The organism is Janthinobacterium sp. FW305-129, from assembly GCF_020858115.1.
Lineage (GTDB): Bacteria > Pseudomonadota > Gammaproteobacteria > Burkholderiales > Burkholderiaceae_D > Janthinobacterium.
Genome location: NZ_JACYMM010000001.1, coordinates 621,607 through 641,861, shown reverse-complemented (window position 1 = coordinate 641,861; position 20,255 = coordinate 621,607). Strand labels below are relative to the sequence as shown.

22 protein-coding genes are annotated in these 20,255 nt (G+C 61.8%); 12 read left to right on the top strand and 10 right to left on the bottom strand.

Going from position 1 to position 20,255, the window contains the following annotated elements:
* The first annotated feature begins 49 nt into the window (after nucleotides 1-49).
* The 4 genes from madL to mdcH are packed head-to-tail and all read left to right on the top strand — an operon-like array spanning nucleotide 50 to nucleotide 2,760.
* Complete coding sequence (madL, locus tag IGS61_RS02785) at nucleotides 50-463, top strand: malonate transporter subunit MadL (RefSeq protein ID WP_230538191.1); 414 nt, start codon at nucleotides 50-52, stop codon at nucleotides 461-463.
* The gene (madM, locus tag IGS61_RS02780) at nucleotides 456-1,220 is read left to right on the top strand and encodes a malonate transporter subunit MadM (RefSeq protein WP_230538190.1); all 765 of its coding nucleotides are present in this window, start codon (nucleotides 456-458) and stop codon (nucleotides 1,218-1,220) included. The genes madL and madM overlap by 8 nt, the downstream gene beginning before the upstream one ends.
* The gene (locus IGS61_RS02775; protein ID WP_230538189.1) at nucleotides 1,220-1,828 is read left to right on the top strand and encodes a malonate decarboxylase holo-ACP synthase; all 609 of its coding nucleotides are present in this window, start codon (nucleotides 1,220-1,222) and stop codon (nucleotides 1,826-1,828) included. The genes madM and IGS61_RS02775 overlap by 1 nt, the downstream gene beginning before the upstream one ends.
* Nucleotides 1,825-2,760, top strand: coding sequence for a malonate decarboxylase subunit epsilon (gene mdcH / locus IGS61_RS02770; protein WP_230538188.1), 936 nt, complete (start codon nucleotides 1,825-1,827; stop codon nucleotides 2,758-2,760). Before IGS61_RS02775 ends, mdcH begins: the two co-directional genes overlap by 4 nt.
* Here mdcH and IGS61_RS02765 read toward each other — a convergent pair.
* Complete coding sequence (locus IGS61_RS02765) at nucleotides 2,757-4,013, bottom strand: PepSY-associated TM helix domain-containing protein (protein ID WP_230538187.1); 1,257 nt, start codon at nucleotides 4,011-4,013, stop codon at nucleotides 2,757-2,759. The two genes, mdcH and IGS61_RS02765, sit on opposite strands and share 4 nt — an antisense overlap.
* A 232-nt stretch (nucleotides 4,014-4,245) precedes the next feature.
* Between IGS61_RS02765 and IGS61_RS02760 the strand changes: the two genes are divergently transcribed.
* The 6 genes from IGS61_RS02760 (at nucleotide 4,246) to IGS61_RS02735 (ending at nucleotide 9,526) form a co-directional block, all read left to right on the top strand.
* Entirely contained in the window at nucleotides 4,246-5,076 is an 831-nt protein-coding gene (locus IGS61_RS02760) for an alpha/beta fold hydrolase (RefSeq protein ID WP_230538186.1), read from the top strand.
* An 11-nt stretch (nucleotides 5,077-5,087) separates the two neighbouring features.
* Nucleotides 5,088-6,629, top strand: a complete 1,542-nt coding sequence (locus IGS61_RS02755; protein ID WP_230538185.1) for a hybrid sensor histidine kinase/response regulator — start codon at nucleotides 5,088-5,090, stop codon at nucleotides 6,627-6,629.
* A 556-nt stretch (nucleotides 6,630-7,185) separates the two neighbouring features.
* Entirely contained in the window at nucleotides 7,186-7,506 is a 321-nt protein-coding gene (locus IGS61_RS02750) for a hypothetical protein (protein WP_230538184.1), read from the top strand.
* A gap of 315 nt (nucleotides 7,507-7,821) precedes the next feature.
* Nucleotides 7,822-8,343, top strand: a complete 522-nt coding sequence (locus IGS61_RS02745) for a hypothetical protein (protein ID WP_230538183.1) — start codon at nucleotides 7,822-7,824, stop codon at nucleotides 8,341-8,343.
* 13 nt (nucleotides 8,344-8,356) lie between these two features.
* On the top strand, nucleotides 8,357-8,761 hold the full coding sequence (locus IGS61_RS02740) for a hypothetical protein (RefSeq protein ID WP_230538182.1): 405 nt from the start codon (nucleotides 8,357-8,359) through the stop codon (nucleotides 8,759-8,761).
* 66 nt (nucleotides 8,762-8,827) lie between these two features.
* Nucleotides 8,828-9,526: an aspartate/glutamate racemase family protein gene (locus IGS61_RS02735; RefSeq protein ID WP_230538181.1), complete on the top strand. Its 699-nt coding sequence runs from the start codon at nucleotides 8,828-8,830 to the stop codon at nucleotides 9,524-9,526.
* Nucleotides 9,527-9,639: 113 nt separating this feature from the next.
* On the opposite strand, the gene IGS61_RS02730 is transcribed toward IGS61_RS02735, so the two are convergent.
* From IGS61_RS02730 to IGS61_RS02710, 5 genes are all read right to left on the bottom strand, one after another.
* Nucleotides 9,640-10,479 (bottom strand): DUF3037 domain-containing protein, encoded by an 840-nt coding sequence (locus IGS61_RS02730; protein ID WP_230538180.1) that lies wholly within the window; start codon nucleotides 10,477-10,479, stop codon nucleotides 9,640-9,642.
* Complete coding sequence (locus IGS61_RS02725) at nucleotides 10,476-11,216, bottom strand: HipA family kinase (protein ID WP_230538179.1); 741 nt, start codon at nucleotides 11,214-11,216, stop codon at nucleotides 10,476-10,478. Before IGS61_RS02725 ends, IGS61_RS02730 begins: the two co-directional genes overlap by 4 nt.
* A 166-nt stretch (nucleotides 11,217-11,382) precedes the next feature.
* Nucleotides 11,383-12,600: an MFS transporter gene (locus tag IGS61_RS02720; RefSeq protein WP_083287090.1), complete on the bottom strand. Its 1,218-nt coding sequence runs from the start codon at nucleotides 12,598-12,600 to the stop codon at nucleotides 11,383-11,385.
* Between the two features lie 294 nt (nucleotides 12,601-12,894).
* A complete protein-coding gene (locus IGS61_RS02715) occupies nucleotides 12,895-13,311 on the bottom strand; it encodes an SRPBCC family protein (protein WP_230538178.1) in 417 nt (138 codons plus the stop codon).
* Nucleotides 13,312-13,331: 20 nt separating this feature from the next.
* A complete protein-coding gene (locus IGS61_RS02710; protein WP_230538177.1) occupies nucleotides 13,332-14,348 on the bottom strand; it encodes an aldo/keto reductase in 1,017 nt (338 codons plus the stop codon).
* Between the two features lie 102 nt (nucleotides 14,349-14,450).
* On the opposite strand from IGS61_RS02710, the gene IGS61_RS02705 reads away from it, so the two are divergent.
* Nucleotides 14,451-15,353 carry a LysR family transcriptional regulator gene (locus IGS61_RS02705; protein ID WP_230538176.1) on the top strand — a complete coding sequence of 301 codons (903 nt, stop codon included), beginning with the start codon at nucleotides 14,451-14,453 and terminating at the stop codon, nucleotides 15,351-15,353.
* A gap of 27 nt (nucleotides 15,354-15,380) precedes the next feature.
* Here IGS61_RS02705 and IGS61_RS02700 read toward each other — a convergent pair whose 3' ends face one another.
* From IGS61_RS02700 to IGS61_RS02685, 4 genes are all read right to left on the bottom strand, one after another.
* Entirely contained in the window at nucleotides 15,381-17,630 is a 2,250-nt protein-coding gene (locus IGS61_RS02700) for a hypothetical protein (RefSeq protein WP_230538175.1), read from the bottom strand.
* A 243-nt stretch (nucleotides 17,631-17,873) separates the two neighbouring features.
* A complete protein-coding gene (locus IGS61_RS02695; RefSeq protein ID WP_230538174.1) occupies nucleotides 17,874-18,347 on the bottom strand; it encodes a DUF6328 family protein in 474 nt (157 codons plus the stop codon).
* A gap of 74 nt (nucleotides 18,348-18,421) precedes the next feature.
* Entirely contained in the window at nucleotides 18,422-19,129 is a 708-nt protein-coding gene (locus tag IGS61_RS02690) for a hypothetical protein (protein WP_230538173.1), read from the bottom strand.
* A 103-nt stretch (nucleotides 19,130-19,232) separates the two neighbouring features.
* Nucleotides 19,233-19,445: a hypothetical protein gene (locus tag IGS61_RS02685; RefSeq protein WP_034751103.1), complete on the bottom strand. Its 213-nt coding sequence runs from the start codon at nucleotides 19,443-19,445 to the stop codon at nucleotides 19,233-19,235.
* Nucleotides 19,446-19,707: 262 nt separating this feature from the next.
* On the opposite strand from IGS61_RS02685, the gene IGS61_RS02680 reads away from it, so the two are divergent.
* A complete protein-coding gene (locus IGS61_RS02680) occupies nucleotides 19,708-20,127 on the top strand; it encodes a YidB family protein (protein ID WP_230538172.1) in 420 nt (139 codons plus the stop codon).
* Nucleotides 20,128-20,255 lie beyond the last annotated feature (128 nt).

Sequence of the window (20,255 nt, the reverse complement as noted above, 5' to 3'; positions counted from 1 at the left end):
ATAACAGAGAAGACAGCAAGTCATTCCTATTCCAATAACGGAGACAATCATGATCATTTACGGAACCGCATTGCTGGCGCTATGCCATTTGCTCGGCATCTTCCTGGGCGACCTGCTCGGGCAGCTGATGGGCGTCAAGACGAACGTGGGCGGCGTGGGCATCGCCATGCTGCTGCTGATCTGCGCCCGGCTCTACATGCAGCGCCGCGCCTGGCTGCCGCAGATGACGGAACGGGGCGTCGAATACTGGGGCGCCATGTATATTCCCGTGGTGGTGGCGATGGCGGCGCAGCAGGACGTGGTCGCGGCGCTGCGCGGCGGCCCGGTGGCCGTGCTGGCCGCCATCGCTTCCGTGCTCGTTTGCGGCGCCGTCATTTCGCTCATCAATCGCACGGAAAGCCCGGCCGCCATCGCTGCCGCCGAAGCGGATTTGATGCTGGTCAAGGAGCACCGTCATGCTTGAACTCTTTGATAAAGCCGCCATCCACAATGGCCTGGTGACGGCGTTCGCCTTTGTCGGCCTGATCATGCTGCTGTCGATGGCGCTGTCGAAATACCTGACCTTCGGCCGCGTGCACGGTTCGGCCATTGCCATCGTGATCGGCCTGGGGCTCGCTTACTGGGGCGGCGTGCATAGCGGCGGCCACAAGGGTCTGGCCGATTTGTCGCTGTTCGGCGGCATCGGCCTGATGGGCGGCGCCATGCTGCGCGACTTCGCCATCGTCGCCACCGCCTTCGAGGTGCAGGCGACCGAGGCGCGCAAGGCGGGCCTGATCGGCCTGGCGGCCCTGGTGCTGGGCGTGGTGCTGCCGTTTCTCGTCGGCGCGGGCGTCGCTTACGCGTTTGGCTACTCGGATGCCGTCAGCATGACCACCATCGGCGCCGGCGCCGTCACCTACATCGTCGGCCCCGTCACGGGTGCGGCCATCGGCGCCAGTTCGGACGTCATGGCGCTGAGCATCGCGGCGGGCCTCATCAAGGCCATCCTCGTGATGGTGGGCACGCCCGTCGCGGCGCGCTTTTTGCGCCTGAAGACGCCCCGTTCGGCGATGGTCTTCGGCGGCCTGGCCGGCACCGTCAGCGGCGTGTCGGCGGGCCTGGCCGCCACCGACCGCAAACTGGTGCCGTATGGCGCCCTGGTCGCCACTTTTCATACGGGCCTGGGCTGTCTGCTGGGACCCTCGCTGCTGTACTTTGCCGTCAAGGCGGTGGTGGCTTGATGGACGGCTGGCGCGCGCATGATTTGCTGTGGGTGTCCGGCATGCCGGACGGCGCATCCTTGCCTGCCTGGCTTGATGCCGCGTGGCTGGCCGCCGCGCCGCTGGTGGTGCGGCGCGCCAGCACCTCGCCAGGGCGCATCCCCGTCGGCGTGCGCGGCATGCTGCGCAGCGAGCGGCAGGCGTGCGAAGTGGACGCTGCCGCCGTCGTGCGCCGCGTGACGCCGGAAACGGTGGCGAGGATGCCGCTGCCTGATTTTCCCTCTGCCGCGCTGGACGCGTTGCGGCTAGTCGCGCCCCTGCTGGACGCCACGGGCTGGGCCTGGGGGCCGACGGGCGGCGTGGGCTTTGCCCTGGCCAGCGGCTTGCCCGTGCTGCGCCCGGACAGCGACCTCGATCTCGTGCTGCGCATGGCCGCGCCGCCGGACGCCGCCCAGGCCGAGGCCCTGCGCGCCATCGCGGCGACTGTCACGGCGTGCCGGCTGGATCTGCAGATCGACACGGGCCATGGCGGCTTTGCGTATGCCGAGTGGGCGGCGGACCGGAGCAGGGTCTTGCTGAAGACGGATCAGGGTCCCGTGCTGACGGCCACGCCATGGGAGCCGGCATGAGCGTGCTATTCACCTTTCCGGGCCAGGGCGCCCAGTCTGCGGGCATGCTGCACGCGCTGCCCGGCGACGCGGCGGTGGCCGATACCCTGGCCGAAGCGGCGGCCGTGCTGGGCTGCGATCCTTTGGCGCTGGACACGGCTTGCGCGCTGGCCTCGACGCGGGCCGTGCAACTGTGCTTGCTGATCGCGGGCGTGGCGATGGCGCGCTCCCTGGGCGCGCGCGGGGCGCTGCCCGACATGGTGGCCGGCTTTTCCATCGGCGAATATGCGGCGGCCGTCGTCGCGGGCGCGCTCGATTATGCGGACGCCCTGCGCCTGGTGGCGCGGCGCGGACAGTTGATGGAGCAGGCGTATCCCACCGGTTACGGCATGGCGGCCATCGTCGGCCTTGATCTGGCACAACTCGAACCCTTGCTGGCCCGGGTGCACGGCGCGGCCACGCCCGTGTATGTCGCCAACCTGAATGCGCCGCGCCAGATCGCCATCGCCGGCAGCGCACCCGCCTTGGAGGCCGTGATGGCGCTGGCCCTGGCGCACGGCGCCGGCAAGGCCAGGCGCCTGGCCGTCAGCGTGCCGTCGCATTGTCCGTTGCTGGACGGCGCCGCCACCGGCATGGCCGCCGCTTTTGCGGGCGTGATTGTCCGCCGCCCATCGCTCGTCTACCTGAGCAGCAGCGCGGCGCGCGCGCTGTTCGACCCGGCCCGCATCCGCGACGGCCTGGCCGCCAACATGGCGCAGCGCGTGCAATGGGCCGCTACCGCGCGCCTGGCGTGGGAGCGGGGCGCCCGGCTGGCGCTGGAAATGCCGCCGGGCAGCGTCCTGACGCGGCTGACGGCGCCCGATTTCACGGATGGCGTGGCCGTCTGCTGCGACGGCAACCGGGGCGACAGCCTGCTGGCGCTGGTGGGGCGGGAGCGCGATAGCGCCGCTTAATCGGCGGCCACTGTCTTTTTATGCGCCTGCAGCCGGCGCGCACGGCGCTTTCTTTCCCATATGACAATGCCCGTCACGGACAGCATGGCGACCATGAGGCCCATGCAGGACATCAGTATGCGTCCCGGCAAGCCGAGGATGCGGCCCGAGTGCAGGGGAAATTGCAGTTGCACGAAGACGTCGGCGGCCGTGCCTTCCCACGGCTTGTGCTGGCCGATGATGCTGCCGTCCATGCCATCGACGTACAGGTTCGACAGGCCCATGCCGGCCGCGCCGAATTCGTCGGCCGGGTCGAAGAACGAGACGTTGTAGAACGAATAATTGCCGCCATAATAAATGCCGCCGATGGGCGCCGTGATGCCGCGCTGCACGGCTTGCTTTTTCGCAATGTCTACTGCCCGCTCGAAGCCGATCACGGGCGCGATGTAGCTGCCGTACGGCGCCGGCGTCTGCGTCTCGTACGGTCCCGGCGTGGTGGTCGAGACGAGCGACATGACGGGATAAAACACTTCGCGGTACAGGTTCAGCGAGAAAGAGGTGAACGCGACGACGATGATGATGGCCCACACCCACAGGCCGCCCGCGCGGTGCAGGTCGAAATTGAGCTTGTAGCCGCCGGCAGCCCAGCGCAGCACCCACGACGGTTTCCAGCGTTGCCACCAGCTGGCGGCGTCGCGGTGGCGCGGCGCATCAGCCCGTTCGCGCAGGCGCCGCGGCGTGGTCAGATAAAACGCCACCATGCTGTCGAGCAGCCAGATCAGGGCCACGCTCCCCATCAGCCAATAGCCCCAGCGGTCCGTGCCCCAGAAGGCGGGCACGTGCAGGCTGTAGTGCAGGTGGCGCAAGAACGGCATCAGGCTGCGGCGCGACAGGGAAATGGCCGTCGAATCGCGCGTGCCCGTGATCTGCGCCGTGACGGGGTCGATGTAGACGGTGTTGTAGCCGAGCACGAACGGCTTGTTCGTGGCGGGATCGGTCAGCGGGCGCACCATGAAGGCGGCCGCATGGCCTTCTTCCAGACCCAGGGTCATGTAATTGACTGCCGCGCGCGGGTCGGCGGCGGCAACCTTTTGCGCCAGCGCAAACGGCGCCTGCAGGGGGCCGCGGCCCGGCGTGTCCATGATGTCGGCGTTGAGCCATTCATCGAGTTCATGGTCCCACGAGGTGACGGCGCCCGTCAGGCCCGCGACGATGAGGAAGAGGGCGATGGTGAGACCGGCCCAGCGGTGTATGACAGTCCAGAAAGCGCGCATGCGGTACAAACCTTCAACAAAAACCGGCTTGTTGCCGCCAGCGGGCGCCATGGCGGCGCACAGGAAAACGCCAGGCACACGCCTGGTAGTTTGATAATGGGAATCGTTCTCATTATCCGCCTGAGCGCGGCGTTTGTCCAGCGCCAATGGTGTTGCCCAAGGTCAAATCGCACATGCTAAGATGCTAGCAAGATGCTAATTTGAGTTCCATGTGGCAATACTCAGGACGAACATGCGTATAGAAGACCGTAATAATATCCGCGTGAGCGAACGCAGCGGTGCGCAGCAGGCGGGCGCGGCAGCCACCATGGTGTTCATGCATGGCTTTGGCTGCGACCAGACCATGTGGCGCTACCTGGAGCCGCTGTTCCGCCCGTACTACCGCACGGTGCTGTTCGACCTGGTCGGCAGCGGCGCGTCCGACCTGGGCGCCTACGATTTCGATCGCTACGCGCAGCTCGACGCGCATGGCGCTGATTTGCGGCAAGTCATTCACGCCGTCGGCGGCGGCCCCGTCATTTGCGTGGGCCATTCCGTCAGCGCCATGAGCGCCTTGCTGGCCACCATCGCCGAGCCGGAGCTGTTCGCCGCGCAAGTCATGCTGGCGCCGTCGCCATGCTATGTCGACGATACGGCGGCCGGTTACCGGGGCGGCTTCAGCCGTGCCGATATCGACGACTTGCTCGATGCCATGGACAGCAATTACCTGGGCTGGTCCGCCGGCATGGCGCCTGCCATCATGGGCGCCCCCGGCCAGCCGGCACTGGGACAGGATCTGGTGAACAGTTTTTGCCGCACGGACCCCGTCATTGCCCGGCATTTCGCGCAAGCCACTTTTCTGTCCGACCACCGCGCCGTCTTGCCGCACAACCGCACGCCGGCCCTGATCGTGCAATGCAGCGACGATTTCATCGCTCCGCCGGCCGTGGGCGTGTATTTGCGTGAAATGCTGCCGCACAGCAGCCTGCACGTGGTCGAGAACGTGGGCCATTGCCCGCACATGAGCGTGCCCGATGCCAGCTACCGCGCCATCCGTCAGTTTCTCGACGGCCTGCACCTGTAATGCGCGACGCCATGTCCACGCCTTCCTTGCCCGATGCCCATACCCTGTTCCAGCATGCGGCCTGCGGCTTGCTGCTGTGCGCGGCCGACGGCACCATCGTGCAGGCGAACGCCACCTTTTGCGGCTGGCTCGGCTATGGCGCCGGGGAATTGCTCGGGAAAAAGAAACTGCAGGACTTGCTGACCATCGGCGGGCGCGTGTTCCACCAGACGCACTGGCTGCCGCTGATGCAGGTGCAGGGCAGCGTGTCGGAAGTGCTGCTCGACATGCGCCAGCGCCAGGGGCAAGCGATACCCATGCTGTTCAACGCCGTGCGGCGCGTGCATGACGGCGTGCACTACGACGAAATCGCCGTGTTTGTCGCCAGCGACCGCCGCAAATACGAGCAGCAGCTGCAGCTGGCGCGCAAGGAAGCTGGCGAGCTCAACGATCAACTGGCCGCCGCCGACCGGCGCAAGGACGAATTCCTGGCCACCCTGGCGCACGAGCTGCGCAACCCGCTGGCGCCGATCCGCAATGTGCTGGAAGTGCTGCGCCTGGCGCAGCTGGATGACCCGCAGCTGTGCTGGGCCCGCGACGTGCTGGGCCGGCAAGTGGGGCACATGACGCACCTGGTCGACGACTTGATGGAAGTGTCGCGCATCACGCGGGGGCGCATGGAGTTGCGCCGCGCCAGCGTGGAACTGGCGCCCTTGGTGGAAGCGGCCCTGCACAGCGTGGCGGAGCTGGCGGCGCAGTCGGGCCACAGTGTGCACGTGGAGCAATGGCCGCAGCCGATCTGGCTCGATGCCGATGCCACGCGCCTGGCGCAAATGATCGCCAACCTGCTGACCAACGCCGTCAAGTACACGCCCGCCAACGGCGTCATCGGACTGGACGTGGCCTGCACGGAAAATGAGGTGCGCATCAGCGTGCGCGATTCGGGCATCGGCATCGCGCCCGAGCATCTGGACACCGTGTTCGAGCTGTTTTCTCAGCTGGAACCGGCCCTGTCGCGCGCCCAAGGCGGCCTGGGCATCGGCCTGTCCCTCGTGCGCGGCCTGGCCGAATTGCATGGCGGCAGCATCAGCGCGCACAGCGATGGCGTAGGGAAGGGCAGCACGTTCGAACTGCGCCTGCCGCTGCCGGCCGTGCCGCTGGAACCGGCCGTGCCGCCGGACCGCCGCCTGCTGGCGGGCACGCGCGAGGGCACGGTGCTGGTCATCGACGACAGCGCCGACGCGGCTGAAAGCCTGGCGCTGGCGCTCGACATCCTCGGCTACGAGGTGCGCACGGCCTACGATGGCGCGGCAGGCATGGCGGCAGCGCAAAGCTTCATGCCGCAAGTCATCCTGCTCGACATCGGCTTGCCGCACATGAACGGCTACGACGTGGCGCGCCTGTTGCGCAGCGAACCCTGCGGCCAGCACGCCATCCTCGTGGCCGTGACGGGCTGGGGCCAGGACAAGGACCGCCAACTGGCGTCCGACGCGGGCTTTGATCTGCACCTGACCAAGCCCGTGGATTTTTATGAGCTCGATGCGGTGCTGCAAAAGATGCTGCAAACGCGTTGAGTTGCCGTGGGGCCAGTCGGCTCCATGCTGCCCCCATTGCCTGCGCCTGTTTTTCTTCTCCCCACATCTCTTTCCGTCGGTATATCTCTATTGTTTGTGCTAAATCAAACACGAAGTTCCAATATTCAATATATAAGAAATTTCATTTAAAAATTAAATGTTATTAATGGATAGATTCTAAATATTATTAAAAATAATTTGACTTAAAAAAATAGATAAAATATTCTCTCTTCGTGGTTGCGGTAATGAAGATCAAAAAATCCCATTGATCATCAGATGCATGATCTTATCGATAGATTTGGTGATTTATTGATATATTTCGTGTATTTTTAATTGATACATTTTGCGTATTTTTATGCGCCAGTGATGGAATCCGTTTGCGCCGATGGCGCTGCCGGTAATTTGACTGGATCTTCATTATTTCATCGCACAAAGGATAGCTGTAATGTTTAATTCCATTCCAAAGAGGGGCAAAACCATGGCAACAATTAATGTGCTGGTAGCGGTCAATGTTGGTCAGGCAGTGGCACAAAAAGATCTGAGCAGGTACGTCTTCATGGTCGATACGACCGGCTACTCGGGCAATGGCAACGAAGGCGGCAATGAACTGGTGACGACGTGCAAGAACGGCGACACCATCGTCTGGAACGTGAGCTCGCTGGACCCGGCCGAGCAAGTTTCCATCCATAACTTCGATGGCACGGCCATCACCAGCGGCATGATCAATCCGGCGCCTTACCCGCAATATGACAGCACCGTATGGGGTGGCCGCGTGAATGCCAAAGGCAGCAATGTGCAATATACGATCACCTTGTTGTTGGCGGGCAATACTCTGCTGACCTTCGATCCATTCATCGTGGCGTCGAATCCGCAATAATCGGGCAAGGGCCATGTTCGGCATGTCGCGCGCATGGCCTGTTTTGATGTTTCTTAAAAAGAATACTTTCCCGATAAACTTCGGACTGAATATTTAAAATTGATTTATTGTTTCCATTCTCCTGAATAATTGCCCCGCTGCGCGGCAGTATAGTCAATTGTTTCCCTTTCTTTCCTATCGAAGCGTAAGCCCTTCGTTTCAGCCCTTATTCCCTGCGTGCGCTTTGCACTGTCCATCGTATAATATGTCCGCAACAACCATCCTTTCAGGTGCCGGGCACCGTTTATAGCAGCGACGCGCTTGCGAAGAATAACAATGGAACAATTGACAGAACTTGAGCTGGAATGCTTCCAGCTGCGCCATGGCGATGGCCGGGCGGACCGCTGCGTGGACTGGGCCGTGGAGCGCTTGCGCCTGGATCAGGAGGGCGACGACCTGAATATCGTGCTGCTGGCCAGCGCCCGGGGCATGGACGAGGTGCTGGCGCTGGCCGAGGCCATCATCGGACGCTATCGTGGCGACGCGCGCCTGGAGGAACAATTCCTCGCCGGCAAATACCTCGTCGAACTGCGCGCCGCCTACCTGGCAGGCAGGGAAAGCGTGCAATCGCTGGACGCCAGGCTGACGCGCTTGTATCCGGCGCTTGGCTATCCTGACTGGCTGGTCATGCTGAGCCGCAATTGCGAATACGCGATCGACGTGCCCGACTTTGAGCAGCCGTTCGAGCGGGAGTTCGATTACCTTGCGGGCTTGTGGGCCGAGGCCGGTAATGTTGCCGAATTTGAGCAGCAATATTCCCGCGAGACGTCGAACCGGCACGATGTGAGCGCTACCTGATGCAGAACGCACTATGAAGAAAATCGATATCTTTGTCTGTTCCGAGGCCGAAATGCGCGCATGTGCCAACTGGCAGGATGCTTTCAATGCGTTTCCCGTCACCGGCATCACCTTGCCCGGCGAACTGGATTTTGTGTCACTTGGGCAATTATTGACGCAGTCGGCAGCATCTGCCCTCCGGCCGGCGACGATGCATGGGCGCGAGCTTTACGTGTTTACGGACGCCATAGCGCGGGCGATCGGCGGCATGGCGGCCGACGAGTTGAGCGATATCGCGGTGGCATGGTCGAAGACGGCACCTTGGGCCGGTTCGGATATCAATCCCTTCGACTTGGCGGGATTTCTCTTGGAGCTGCAGTCGGCCTGGCATCAATCCGTGACACCGGACAAGGCGCTGTTTGCGTGGATCGACGCCTGATGCCGGCATACTCATGGTGGTGATCGCTATCGTATAATTTGCGCAATTCTTTTCGCTGGGAATAATGTGCAAAACAAGACGATAGGACTCATCGGCGGCATCGGCTGGGCTTCCACCCTGGAATACTACCGCTTGCTCAATGAAATGCTGGTGGCGCGCATCGGCCCCGCGCACAGCGCGCGCATCATGCTGGTCAGCATGGACCAGGCCGATTTCATCGCGCACGCGGCGCAGCCCGGCACGCAGGCGATCGAGCAATTCCTGGTCACGCAAGGGCAGCGCCTGCAAGGCATGGGCGCGGACTTCTTTTTGCTGTGCGCGAATGGCGCGCACCGCTTCGCGCCGGCCGTCGTGCCGCGCATCGGCTTGCCTTTTATCAGTATCGTCGAGGAAACGGCAAAGCGGGTGCAGCAGTCGGGCGTACGCAAGGTGGGCTTGCTGGGCGTCAAACAGACGATGGCGGGCAGTTTTTATCATCAGGCGCTGGAGCAGCATGGCATCGCGACGGTAACGCCCGATGCGGCCGACCAGGAAATCCTGCACGACATCATCTATACGGAGCTGGTGCAGAATGTCTTTACCGACGCTAGCCGGAACATTTTCCTGGAGATTATCGGGAAACTGCGGCTGCAAGGCGTGCAGGGCGTGATATTGGGCTGCACGGAGATACCGCTGCTGATCCAGCAGGGCGATGTGGACTTGCCGCTATTTAATACCACGGCCATTCATTGCGAGGCGGCGGTGGCGTTTGCCATTGCGGAGTAGCGATACCTGTCAATGTCCTCTGCGCGATACGAGTAGCGATCTGGGTCATTCACGGACATTTTGAGCGGTACGGCCACTTTTAAGATCGCTACTATTATGATCAGGCGCTAAAGTCAGCTTCTGTCAGTCGCGAACTTGAGTATTTGACGTTCATCGTCTGCGGCCACTACCTGTACATTTTCAGCCAGCAAATCTAGCCGAATCTCTTGGAATGCATGGTAAGGCTTGGTGTTGGCTGCCGGTTGAGTGACCGGGAACAAGACCTTTGGTGGTAGTGCATTGCGTTTGCGTAGGCGCCGGACTTTGTCAACCCATTGACCACCATGCGTAAGGATCTTGGTGCTGTCGCCTTGGGCAAGGTACAGTGGTTTGATCACTCGCTCAGCTTTGCCTTCAACCATGTCGACAAAGGGAAAGTTTACGGCGAAGTCCTCCGTACCAACCTTTTCACGTTGATATCGCGCTCCGATTTGCGCGTTGAGGAGGAGTTTGCGAACATTGTTTTCCAATAAACGCTCTTGGTATTCCTTGGTTACAAAGTTGCGTTCGACATAATGATCAAAGAGCTGCAGAAGTTTGGCCTTTGGATCCTCCGCCAAGACGACTCGTTGATCGGCAAACTGCAGCATCGCTTCTCGTGGGCGTACCACTTCAGCAAACAGATTTCTTGCGAGCACTATATCTGGCTGTGTTTTTCGTCCATCTAGTGCCAGCCGACGAAGCTCGAGAGCAAAGCGATCCATCTCTTCTTTAAAGAGTTGGCGGCCATCCAGATAAATTTGACGGTCAAGCTGATGAAAGAATTGGGTGATACGGCCATACCGCTTCAGTATGCGGAAGCCAAAGAAGCGCGCTTCGGGTGCGATCAGCGCAATACCGACGTTGGCGAACTCTCCGGTTTCGACAAACGGGCGAAATCGCAAAAGAGCATATTGGCAGGCGAACTTTTTCATGGGGTATTCCAAAAATCTTCTCGGCGGCACCGTTGCAGGCATGCTTCGATTTCATCCCATGTCACATTTGCTGGGACGCCCTCGTCAACATACCACCAAGAGTCAGGTATGTTAGCACGGATATTCGCCAATTTTGGCAAAATTGCCTCCAGTTTCCTTGCGTAGTGTTCGCGTTGAAAATGGTCGCTAAAAATGTCATTCCACCTGCTCGCAAACACATGCGTTTTCAGGAAGTTGCTCGAATCAAAGTGTCGATCAAAGGCTTGGTTATGGTCGATCACGACCAACTCTGAACTCTGCATGTCCCAAAGCAAGTTAGGATTGCCGCCACGTGCGGTTAAATGACGATCTTCGTTATGCAACCACCAGTCGAAAACCAACACATCGCTTGCCAGTTGATCCGGCACAAGGTCTCGTGTGATCGCTGTCAGCTCTTGTGGATGTGGAAGCTCTTTCGATGCAAAGACTATCCCGCTACCGAGTTGGCTGATATTGGGAAATGCATTTGCCTCGATGAGTTCCTCAGCTACTTCGGCCAATGCATACTCCGCGATGGGAAGACCAAATTCGGTGGCTAGTTGCGCCGAGACCCACTCACAAATCTGGCTACGCCGACCAGCCCCTTTGCCTTTGATAAAGTAAATCGCCCCATCGTCGCCTCGGCAAATAAATGGCTCGGTTATGCCTTGCTGCGCTCGCCCGAGAACCTCGTCAATGAAGATGGTCGCGGTACTCACAGAGGACAGCTTTCAGATGTGTATCTGGCGATGATTGCTTTGTTCATGGCTTGCACATTCATCATGTAAAGAAATCGGATGCGCAGGAATTGCGAAATCCGATCTTTATTCATGATATAGGAAATGATAACTATCCTAAGAAAATTATCCTACCAATGCGCAAGCATCAAGCCGGCTGCACACCGCCCACATTCCGGCTGCGGTTTTCCACCAGCACGGAAATGCCGAGCACGACGATGCCGCCGCAGGCCAGCATGGCGCCCACCCAGCCCGTCGAGCGCAAACCCATGCCCATGGCGATGGCGATGCCGCCGGCCCAGGCGCCCAGGGCGTTGGCGATGTTGAAGGCGGAATGGTTGAGGGCGGCGGCCACGGTTTGCGCGTCGCCGGCCACGTCCATCAGGCGCGTCTGCACGGCCGGGGCGACGGCGATGCCGGCGCCGATGGCGAACAGGTTGATCGCCGTCAACCAGACATTGCTGCTGGTATAGGTAAACGCGGCCAGCGCGGCCACGTTCCACAGCAGCACGCCAAAGATGGTCCACAGGCGCGAGCGGTCGGCCAGCCAGCCGCCGATCAGATTACCCACCGTCATGCCCACGCCGATGATGGCCAGCAAGATCGAGATGACCAGCGGCGAGACTTTCGTGATTTCCAGCAAGGTTGGCGTAATAAACGTGTAGACGGCGAACATGCCGCCGAAGCCGATGGCCACCATCAGCAGGGTCAGCCACACTTGCAGGCGGCGGAACACGCCCAGTTCGCGGCGCGGGCTGGAATCGCCGGCGGCGACCATGGGCACGAAGATGCGCACCATCAGCATGGTCAATAATCCCAGCGCGGCCACCAGCAAAAAGGCCGAGCGCCAGCCCAGAGTCTGGCCGATGTAGGTGGCCAGCGGCACGCCGAAGATATTCGCCACCGTTAAGCCCATCAGCACGCGGGCCACGGCCTGGCCGCGCCGGTCCGGTTCGGCCAGGGCGGCTGCCACCAGGGCTGCCACGCCGAAATACGCGCCATGCGGGATGCCGGCCACGAAGCGGGCGACAACCAGCAAACCGTAGTTGGGGGCGATGGCGCTGAGCAAGTTGCCGCCCGCGAACATGAGCATCAGACAGATCAGCATCAGGCGGCGCGGCATGCGGGCCAGGAAGATGGTGATTAATGGCGCGCCGATGACCACGCCCAGCGCGTAGGCGCTGATCATGTGGCTCATCTGCGGCAAGGTCGTGCCCAGGTCGTCGGCCACCACGGGCAGGATGCTCATGGAGGCGAACTCGCCCGTGCCGATGGCGAGGCCGCCGATGGCCAGGGCCAGGTCGGCATAGCCAGCGCCAAAAGGCGCGGTGACGCGCGGAATCAGGGGATCTACGGAGGCGTGCATGTTCTTGTTGTTTGGGTAAAGAATGACAGGGTGGAGAGGCGCGCAGTGGCCCGGCCGGAAGTGGCAATGCGCCACCAGAGTCGACGGCTGGCCCGTATTTTCGGGCTATAACAACTGCCCAAGGACAACATTGTAAAAGATTCGGGCAAGTTCTGCCGGGCGGCGGCCAAAATATGCTGCACTGCACCTAACAGCGCTTGCTCTTGTTGTTAACGATAACACGGAATGCCTGCGATTCCGCCACAGGGCGGGCGAAGAAAACCCGGCTGTGGCGGAAATGGTCTTCGTTGCGCCTTACTTCGCCAACGTTTGCTGCAACGCTTCCAGGCCCGCCACATAGATGCCGTGGAACAAGTCGGTTACTTCCTGCTCGCTCACACCCACGGGCGTGAAGCGGCCGGACCAGGTGACCCTTGCCCCAGCGCCGTCCGCCAGGGGTTCAACTTGCAGGGTGGACAGGTAATCCGTGGCGGGAAACGGCGCCTGCAGGATGGAGTAACTGTAGCGGCGCGCCGTGTTGTCGTACGCTTCCAGCTGTTCGACGATGACGTCGCCGGCCGGGTTGGCCAGGTGGCGGATGCGGCCGCCGCCGCTCAAGGTACTGCTGGGAATGTAGGGCAGCCAGTCGGGCAGCGAGTTGAAGCCGCCGATCAGTTGCCACACTTGCGCCGGCGTGGCGGCGATGTCGATCGAAGTAGTGGTGTGTGCCATGGTGTGTTCCTGTATATATATTAGTTGGCGCCGGTTGGCAGCGGGGCGAATGGCGACACGAGTTGCTCGGCGCGCATGTCGTGCCAGAAGGCGGCCGGAATGACAGTGTGTAACGCTTGCTGGTCTTCGGCCAGGCGTTCCGGACGGCTGGCGCCGGGGATCACGGCGGCGACAGCGGGATTGGCCAAGGAAAATTGCAGGGCGGCAGCCTTGACGCTGACGCCGTGGCACGCGGCGATGGCCTTGATGCGTTCGACTTTGGCAATGATTTCGGGCGAAGCCTTCTGGTATTCGAAGTGGGCGCCGCCGGCCAGGATGCCTGAGCTGTAGGGACCGCCGACGACGATGTCGACGTTCTGGCTTGCCGCGGCCGGCATCAATCGCTGCAGCGCCCGTTCATGGTCGAGCAGGGTGTAGCGGCCGGCCAGCAGGAACGCGTCCGGTTGCGCTTCGGCCAGGTCCAGGGTCAGTTCCAGCGGTTCCACCTTGTTCACGCCCACGCCCCAGGCCTTGATGACGCCTTCTTCGCGCAAGCGGGTCAGCACGCGGAAGGCGCCCGTGCGGGCAATCTCGAATTGCGCCAGCCAGTTGTCGCCATGGAAGTCTTGCGCGATGTCATGCACCCAGACGATGTCGAGGCGGTCCGTATCCAGGCGTTTGAGGCTGTCTTCGATCGAGCGCAGGGTGGCGTCGGCCGAATAGTCGTCGACGATTTTGTTCTTGCGGCCGAATTCGAACAAGCCGCCTTTTTCGCCCATTTCGCGGCTGGCCGGGTCTTCCAATTCGTCGAGGATCAAGCGTCCCACCTTGGTGCTGAGCACGTAATCGTCGCGGCGGCGCTGTTTCAGGGCGGCGCCCAGGCGCAGCTCGGCCAGGCCGGCGCCGTAGAACGGGGCCGTGTCGAAATAGCGGATGCCGCTGTCCCAGGCCGCGTCGACGGTGGCCAGCGCTTCTGCTTCGGGAATGTTGCGGAACATATTGCCCAGCGGCGCCGTGCCGAAACCCAGTTTGCCTGTCAGTAAGTGTTTGATTGTCATGATGTTTTCCTTCAATGTGTGGATCAGTGAAGACAGAATAGCTGGACAAGTTAAGCCTGTCCAAGACATAATTGGCGCAACTTGAGTCCTGAAAGGTCTGATATGCTGGACATGCGCCAATTGCAATACTTCATCGCCGTCGCCGAGGAAGAACACGTGGGACGGGCCGCCGAGCGCCTGCATATTTCCCAGTCGCCGCTGAGCCGGCAAATCGCCCAGCTCGAAGACAAGCTCGGGTTGGCCCTGTTCGAGCGCAGCGCGCAGCGCATCCGCCTGACGCGCGACGGCCACACCTTCCTGGCCGAGGCGCGCGCTTTTATTACCCACGGGAACCGGCTGGAAGCGCTGGCGAAACGCCTGGGACGCGGTGACGAAGGTGGCCTGTGCATCGGCTACATCGAGAACGCCATGCATGCGGGCGTCTTGCCCGACGGTTTGCGTGCCTTGCGCGCCACGCGGCCGCAAGTCCACGTTGCCCTGTACAACCTGCATTCGGCCGAACAGATCGAGGGCTTGCGCCAGCGCAGCCTCGACATCGCGCTGCTGTGCGAACCGCCGCTGCCGAACGACCCGGACCTCGATTGCGCGCAAGTGCTGAGCGACCCCATGCTGCTGGCCTTGCCGGAAAGCCATCCCCTGGCGGCAAAAGCGGAGCTGACGCCGGCCGACCTGGCGGGCCAGGAGTGGATTGCCGTGCTGCACAAGGAAAGCGTGCTGAAACACGATAACTTCATCGCCGCCTGCGCGCGCGCCGGTTTTACGCCCGATATCCGCATGGAAGCGACGGAGCCGCTGACGGCGCTGGGCCTGGTGGCGGCCGGGCTGGGCATGGCCATGATCCAGCGCAGCCTGCGCCAGCACGCGCCGGCCGGCGTCGTCGTGCGCGAACTGCCGTGGTTCAGCTACCGCACGCCCTTATGGCTGGCCTGGCACAAGGTGAATCTGCGTCCGCTGGTGGGGATTTTCCGCGCCACCTTGCTGGAGCAGGCCGGCGCGCTGGCCTGACGGGGCGCCCGCCTGACCGGCCCGGCATCATGCGCTGCCGGGCCGCGGAGCGCGTGGCGTAGGCTTGGCGATGACGGGGACATCCGTCAGCCTCGCTTTCAGGCGCGCAAACTGCGGCCAGCAGGGGATGGCCAGCTTCTGGACTTGCTGCGCTTGCCGCTCGGCTGGCAGCTTGCTCCAGGAATCGACATGCAGGCGTCCGTTTTTGATATCGATGCTGTAACGGGCCGTGTACAGCGCTGGCGTATCCTGCACTTCGAACTGCCAATGGTCTTCGTTCCTTTTCTTCGTCACGCTACGGTGATGGATGCTGGCGAACAGCGTGCCATCCTTGCATGGGGACAGCGATCGAATGCCGATCAGCGGCGGGTAGGTCTTGGTCTTGCGTTGCCTGTCCCACCACTTGTTTTCCTCATGGGCATCCCTGTCGCCGATCAGCGCATCGGGCGAGTGCGTCATCCACCTTGGCTTGTCGATCAGCCCGCGCAGGCAGCTGATGACCGAGGCGTGCGTGGCGCACGCCATGCCCCATGGCCCGAAAACCCAGAGAAAGTGCGGGTCGACGTCGATGCCGCCATAGCTGCCCCACGGAGACGGCACGTAGCGCAGTGTGTTTAGATAATCAACATAGATGTCGCCGGACGAGGCGAGCGCGCCATACAGGATGGCATGCTCTTCGCCCTTGCCTTGCAGTAACTCTGGCGGCATGGCGTCCCCGTGCGGATCGCCAGGCAAGGTGGCGGGCGGGTGGTGAAGGGCGCGCACATTGACGATGCCGGATTTGGTGGTCGCTTTCCAGCCGATTTCCTTCAAGGTGTCGTTGGCACCGATCGCAAACAGTTTGACGGCGCCGCTGTTGCCATCATTGCGTGCCGCATACACGAACGAGGTATCGCGCTCCTTGGGGGAGGGGATGGCCCAGACGTCATGGAATTTATCCGGAGAAATCATGGCGCGGCCAGAAATGTCGACGGCGGCCGGGTCTACCCAGCCGTGCTCCATGTCTCCGTTGTCGGACAATACCCAGTGCTGGCAAAAAAAGATGCGATAGCGGGCCTGCAGCGAGCCCGCGAATGTTCCGGGAATGCTCATGGCGAAGCGGTGGCCGCGGTCGTAAGGCCCCATTTGCAACAGGGTCCAGTCAGCGGGTTCCATGACCTTGCCTCCCGTGGCAGCGTAGAGGTCGGACTTGTTCCTGTTTCTATTGTTATAGTTGTTGTTCAGGTTACTGTTTTCACTGGCGCCGAGGTAGACGAACAGTCCCCGCGCGCGGGCCACCGGCTCGACGGCCTGCATGAACCGCAGGATCAGATCGTTACCGTCGTCCCACAGCTTCGGTATCGCCTCGACGGTGGCACTGAGCATCATCAAACGATCATAGATCGCGTCGAATTGGTGCTGGAACCTCTTGTAGTCCGGGTTCTTGCTCGAGGCGTCGTCCAGCCGTCGATTCACCACGGCAAGGTTTGCCATGGATGCCAGTGCCATGTTGGCGAGCAGGGAATCGGCGTAGGTGCGGCAGAAAACGCCCAGGATTTCCGGCCATTGGGGCAGTTCCTGGGTTTTCGGATCCTTCAGCCATTCCGCGGTCGCCCATTTTTTGTATAGCAGGGAAATCTTGTCGTGCGCCTTGTTGATGGAAACGAGGCAGGTATCGAGACCTTTGTGGAACGTCCTGATGTCCTCTTCCGTCTTCATGGGAAGTTGCAACAGGAGCGGCAGGTCTGCTCGCATGCGATACACGGTGCGCGTATATTCGTCGACGACATTGGCATGCTCTTGCGCGTTGCGCAGTTTTTCGTCCGCGTTCAGCCCCTTGATCGCCTCGATGATCTGGTCCTTGAGGGAAGGCTGCTCTTCCCCGAAATACGTGAGGAGCTGGCCGACGAGGCCAAAAAGCGCCGCAAACGCCACGCCATACGGACCTGCGGCGACAGAGAAGCCGGCGAGTATCTGCATGCCGGAAGCGCAGATAGTCATCAGCGCGGCACTGCCGTTGATATGGTCGCCGGCCTTGAAGGCGGCAGACGCGGACAGCATGGCGTCGACCATGTCGGGCAGGTTCTTGTCGATGGCGTCGAGGATATCCTTGGCATCTTTCCTGGCCTTGCCGCCTGATTTCTCGTCGTGCAAGATGCGCAGCGCATCCTCATACGTCGTCTGTATCTCGCGGGTTGCCGTCGCAATGATCTGGATCTGCTTTTTTTCCTTGGTCGATTGCGCATGCACGTTCATCAGCGCAAGCTGTCTCTTGATTTGGTCGGGATCGGCAGTCAAGTTGTCATCCTTCCATTGCGGCGCAAGCGCTTGTTGGGAAAAGAAAAATATTGCATCCAGAATAACATGGGCGGCTGGGCGCAGAGGCAATATTTGATGGCGGCAAGCCAGCGCAGCGGCATGCGGCGGCCGGCACCCTGGCGCCACTGGACGAAGGAAGGGGATGGAATTGCCGTGTTGACGGGTAATATTGTCATGCAGTAAATTAAAATGGCTATGCTTTCGCTAGTCAGCCAGCCCCGCCTAGATTTTCCTGCTGCGCTTCAAGTGCAATGGCAGCAGCCACCACAGGCAGACGATGAGCGTGCCCATCAGCGCGCAGGCGACGATGCCGGCGACGTGGCCGAAGACTTCCGAGATCACCAGATTCGTGCCCAAAATAAACGCCAGCGCCAGGGAAAAGGCGCCGCACATCATGATGCGGTCGGCCACGCGCTTGAAGCGTTCGCGGTCTTGCAGGGGGCGCATCACGCGGTGCTGGATGGCCGGCGCGCTGAGCAGCACCAGGCTGGTCATGGAAAGGAAGAACGTGGCCAGGAAGACGATCTTTTCCGCCTGCACGATCTTCGCGAAGCCGCCGTTGAAGGGCAGGATGATGAGGAAGGCCGTCAGCATCTGCGCGCCCGGCAAGAGGATGCGCAATTCGCTGAGCAGGTCGGACAGATCGCCTTCGTCGTCTCGCTGGCTATTCTCGTCGTGTGGCGGGGTGTGCGGCATGGCGGCGTTCCTGATGGTGGCGATGCGCCCAGTCTACGGGGCCTTGTCCGTGCCGACTGTGGGCGGGCGCACCTTCAGACGCAGTGCGTGATGCGCTGGCGCAAGCGCCACAGCGGTGTCGAGACGATGGCGGTGGCGCTGTGCGAGGCGTCGTGGCCGCAATGGCCGCAGCTGTGGCGCCGGTGCGGCGCCAGCGCGAAGCTGCCCAGGTCCAGGTGGGGATGGCCGCAGCGGGCGCAGTCGCTGCAATCGAGCGGCGTGCCCGCCTGCAAGGCGGCAACGTAGGCTTGCGCGGCGGGCGGCGTGAGGTTCAGCTGGACTATGTCGGGCGGAAACAGGCCGGGCAGGGCGCGGCAATCGATGGCCAGCGCGGCCACGTCGCGCGCCAGCAGGGCGCCGCCGTCATCGGCCCGGGCGCGCAGTTGCAGCAAGCCGTCCGGGCCCAGGCGCAAGGTGGCGGCGTGGAACTGCATGGGATCGAACAGTTCAGGGTACAGCACATAGCCCATGGGGCTGGCGTGCTGGCGGCAACGCATGTGGCCTGTGGCCTGCTGCCCGGCCAGGTCGGCCTTGGCGCCCCAGTAGCACTGGTGCGTGCGGCACCAGTGGCGCGTCGCGCCATTGCGAAATTTTCCGGCCGGCAGCAGATCGCACAGCACGATGGCATCGCAGCCCGCGCCGGCGCGAAAGTGGCCCGTGATGTGGGACGTGGCGACGGCAAGATCGCCCGTGCTCGCATGCAGGGGCCAGCAAATGCCGGGCAGGGTCAGCGGCGTGGGCAAGCGCGCCTCCGCGCGGCGACCGGCGTGCCAGCCGCCATGGCGTAAAAAAGCCCGCCGACGTGGGCGGGCCGTGCTGACGGGAATGCCTGCGGCATGGCCCGGTCTATTCTTCCGTATCGGCCAGGGTGACGATGGCGCGCGCCCACTTCGAGTATTTCAGGTTCGCCAGGTCGCGCACGGTCTTGATGTTGAACGCTTGCTTGAGCAGTTCCGCATCTTTCTCGCTCACGCCTTGCAGCGCATCGACGGGCGCATCGGCGATTTCCTTGAACGTCTTTTTTTCGTAGGCTTTGTCTACCGCTTTATTGATGTTCATGTGTTGATACTCCTCAGTAAGTAGGAAAATTAATTCTACACGGTTTTGTAAATCGTCAATTTACGCTTGCATGTTGTACCGAACTAAATATGATGGAGGTGGGTGAGGCTGCTGCCGAGCCTGTTTTTAGCCCGTCCGTTGAATTGTAAAAGTGACATTGTAATTATTCATAGTATAATTGTTGTGTGTGTCGGCGACTATGCGCCGGCATTACCGGACGCCGCTGTACGCGGCACTGATTGACAGCGTTCAGGAGAATACGATGAGTTTGCTAGACCAACTTGCAGGACAGGCGATGAGCGCTTTGGGCAACAAGGGGGCGGAGGGGGAAGCCCCGTCGGGACTGATGGCCAGCGTGATGGACCTGGTCAACCAGCATGGCGGCTTGCCCGGCCTGCTGCAGAAATTCCAGGAAAGCGGCCTGGGCGACCAGGTAGCCAGCTGGATCAGCACCGGCGCGAACGCGCCCGTCTCCGGCGAGCAGATCAAGGATGCGCTGGGCGCCGACACGATCACGCAAATCGCGGAAAAAGCGGGCGTCGCCCCGGACGCGGCCTCGGGCGGCCTGGCAGCCTTGCTGCCCCAGCTGATCGACAAGCTGACGCCGGACGGTCAGGTACCGGAGGGCAATGACCTCGTCAGCCAGGGCTTGAATATGCTCAAGGGCAAGATCTTCGGTTGATACCCTGGTGCTGAAAGTGAAAAACCTCGCGGCGATGCGAGGTTTTTTTATGTGCAAGGTTTTGTGTGCGAACTATGAACGTCTGAAAAACGCCCAGGGCTAGGCGCCGCCCCGAAGACAGTACGCGA